Below are 2,787 nucleotides of genomic sequence, written 5' to 3' on the forward strand. Positions count from 1 at the left end.
TATGGTGGATGGTACTGGGTTCGAACCGGTGATGCCCGTGTTGGTAAAGGGAACGGGTGGTGCTTGCACCGTATCACTGAAGATAAGATAAAGATTATGGTGGATGGTACTGGGTTCGAACCGGTGATACCCGTGTTGGTAAAGGGAACGGGTGGTGCTTGCACCGCATTACTAAAGATAAGATAAAGATTATGGTGGATGGTACTGGGTTCGAACCAGTGACCCCCGCCTTGTAAGGGCGGTGCTCTCCCAGCTGAGCTAACCATCCAGGGAGTATTGCTATTACATCTAGCAGAGATATATGGTGGATGGTACTGGGTTCGAACCAGTGACCCCCGCCTTGTAAGGGCGGTGCTCTCCCAGCTGAGCTAACCATCCAGGGAGATATTGCCTGCACAGAGAAGGTGGTGGATGGTACTGGGTTCGAACCAGTGACCCCCGCCTTGTAAGGGCGGTGCTCTCCCAGCTGAGCTAACCATCCATATTTCCTACCCGCCGTGCTGTGCTTGGCAAGTGGAGGCGTATTATAGGGAGGCAAGCTTAGCTGTCAACAGTAATTTTCCCGAAACGGTCCAAGTGAACAAAAACTCATCATGGTGCTGCTGTTTACGTCAATCTGGATAAAAGTTGCTCTGTTATTAACCGCTTAGGTAGATGGCTTTTCAACCGGCAAGGCCATAGGTTTCTGTCGTCAAGACTGCTAAAATACCGCCACTTTTGTTTGATAGGACAGCATAGAAGATGACAGTGGTGACCCGTTTCGCGCCCAGTCCAACAGGTTATTTACACGTAGGTGGCGCTCGCACTGCCTTGTATTCCTGGTTACACGCCAAAAACCAGGGAGGCAAATTCGTACTGCGGATTGAAGACACCGATATTGAACGTTCAACTCAGGAAGCCATTGATGCCATTTTAGAAGGGATGCAATGGTTGGGTTTGGACTGGGATGATGGCCCGTATTATCAGACCAAACGCTTCGATCGTTATAACCAAGTCATCGACAATTTGCTGGCCGAAGGTAAAGCTTACAAATGTTATTGCTCCCGTGAGCGGTTGGATGCGCTACGTGAAGAGCAAATGGCCTCAGGACAGAAGCCCAAATATGACGGTAAATGTCGTCATGGTGTTGAGCAGGATGGTCCTTTTGTTATTCGCTTTAAGAATCCTCAGGACGGCTCGGTGATTATCAATGACCATATTCGTGGCCGTATCGAGATTGCCAATGCCGAATTAGATGATTTGATCATCCGTCGTACCGACGGCACGCCAACCTACAATTTCTGTGTGGTGGTGGACGATTGGGATATGGGTATTACCCATGTTGTGCGCGGCGAAGACCATATCAATAACACGCCAAGACAGATCAATATTCTTGAAGCCTTAAATGCGCCCTTGCCTGAGTATGCCCATGTATCGATGATTTTGGGGGATGATGGTAAAAAGCTCTCCAAGCGCCACGGTGCAGTAAGTGTGATGCAATATCGTGATGACGGATTTCTGCCACAGGCATTGCTAAATTATCTGGTGCGCTTGGGCTGGTCCCATGGCGATCAGGAAATTTTCAGCCTGGAAGAAATGATCAAGCTGTTTAGCCTGGATGCTATTGGTCAGTCAGCATCGGCATTTAATACTGACAAACTGATTTGGTTGAATCAGCACTATATTAAAACCATGCCAGTCTCCGAGGTAGCTGAGTATGCCAAATGGCATTTTGATCAGCAGGGCATTAATCTTGCCAATGGCCCTAGTCTGGAAGCCTTGCTGGCTATTCAGGGGGAGCGGGTTAAAACCCTCAAAGAGTTGGCGGAAATCAGCCGCTATTTCTATGAAGAGTTTGAAGACTTTGAAGAAAACGCGGCAAAGAAGCACTTACGTCCTGTTGCTAAAGAGCCTTTAGAGCTGGTTAAACAGAAATTACAGGAAATCAGTGACTGGAATCCGACCACTATTCACGAAGCGATTAATGCCACTGCAGACGAATTAGGTGTGGGGATGGGGAAAGTCGGTATGCCACTGCGTGTTGCGGCCACTGGCTCTGGGAATTCGCCGTCGCTGGATGTGACCTTAAATTTGTTGAAACCAGAGCAAGTTGCACAGCGTTTAGACAAGGCGCTCAATTATATAGCAAACAGATCGGAATCTTAAAAAAAGCGTTGACAGGGAATAGGGGCGTGCCTAGAATGCGCCCCGCTGTCACGGAACAGCGCCTGTTAGAGACGACGGGGCTATAGCTCAGCTGGGAGAGCGCCTGCCTTGCACGCAGGAGGTCAGCGGTTCGATCCCGCTTAGCTCCACCACTCTATGTGAAGGGTGGTGAGACAGACACAGATAAGCTCGTTGCTAAGGAAGACAGCCTTAATGAATGTGCGCTTTAGAGTGTGGATTGATTAAGGTTTTTTAAACCTTAACTGTTCTTTAACAATTTGGACAAGCTGATAAAGAAAACATCCAGCTAAATAAGCGAAAGCGAATTTAGCGATTGTATGTAGCGTCATTGGTATTCTCGAAAGAGAAAACAAGATGGTTACTGGCTGTATACCACAGATTACGACGTGATTTGGGGTTGTATGGTTAAGTGACTAAGCGTATACGGTGGATGCCTAGGCAGTTAGAGGCGATGAAGGACGTGTAAATCTGCGAAAAGCTGTGGTGAGCTGATAAAACGCATTTGAGCCACAGATGTCCGAATGGGGAAACCCAGTGTGCTTGCACACTATCCTATACTGAATACATAGGTATAGGAGGCTAACCGGGAGAACTGAAACATCTAAGTACCCCGAGGAAAAG

Annotated in this window: 2 protein-coding genes, 4 tRNA genes and 1 rRNA gene; 4 read left to right on the plus strand and 3 right to left on the minus strand. The window is 48.0% G+C overall.

What is annotated here, in order from left to right:
* Positions 1-186: hypothetical protein (locus J0A65_RS13955; protein ID WP_206594794.1), on the plus strand; the 186-nt coding region annotated here is incomplete at its 5' end.
* A gap of 6 nt (positions 187-192) precedes the next feature.
* Here the strand turns inward: J0A65_RS13955 and J0A65_RS13960 are convergent.
* From J0A65_RS13960 to J0A65_RS13970, 3 genes are all read right to left on the minus strand, one after another.
* Positions 193-268: transfer RNA gene (locus J0A65_RS13960), tRNA-Val, on the minus strand.
* 34 nt (positions 269-302) lie between these two features.
* Positions 303-378 (minus strand) — tRNA-Val (locus J0A65_RS13965).
* A 27-nt stretch (positions 379-405) separates the two neighbouring features.
* Positions 406-481 (minus strand) — tRNA-Val (locus J0A65_RS13970).
* Positions 482-741: 260 nt separating this feature from the next.
* On the opposite strand from J0A65_RS13970, the gene gltX reads away from it, so the two are divergent.
* From gltX to J0A65_RS13985, 3 genes are all read left to right on the plus strand, one after another.
* Positions 742-2,145, plus strand: coding sequence for a glutamate--tRNA ligase (gene gltX, locus J0A65_RS13975; RefSeq protein WP_206594795.1), 1,404 nt, complete (start codon positions 742-744; stop codon positions 2,143-2,145).
* Positions 2,146-2,221: 76 nt separating this feature from the next.
* Positions 2,222-2,297: transfer RNA gene (locus J0A65_RS13980), tRNA-Ala, on the plus strand.
* Positions 2,298-2,569: 272 nt separating this feature from the next.
* Positions 2,570-2,787 (plus strand): 23S ribosomal RNA (locus J0A65_RS13985); the annotation flags it as partial.

Source organism: Bowmanella yangjiangensis (assembly GCF_017255015.1).
In the GTDB taxonomy this organism is placed as follows: domain Bacteria; phylum Pseudomonadota; class Gammaproteobacteria; order Enterobacterales; family Alteromonadaceae; genus Bowmanella; species Bowmanella yangjiangensis.

Bases quoted from the DNA above. Each gene is read 5' to 3' on its own strand.
- gltX (WP_206594795.1), top strand. From the start codon at position 742: ATGACAGTGGTGACCCGTTTCGCGCCCAGTCCAACAGGTTATTTACAC.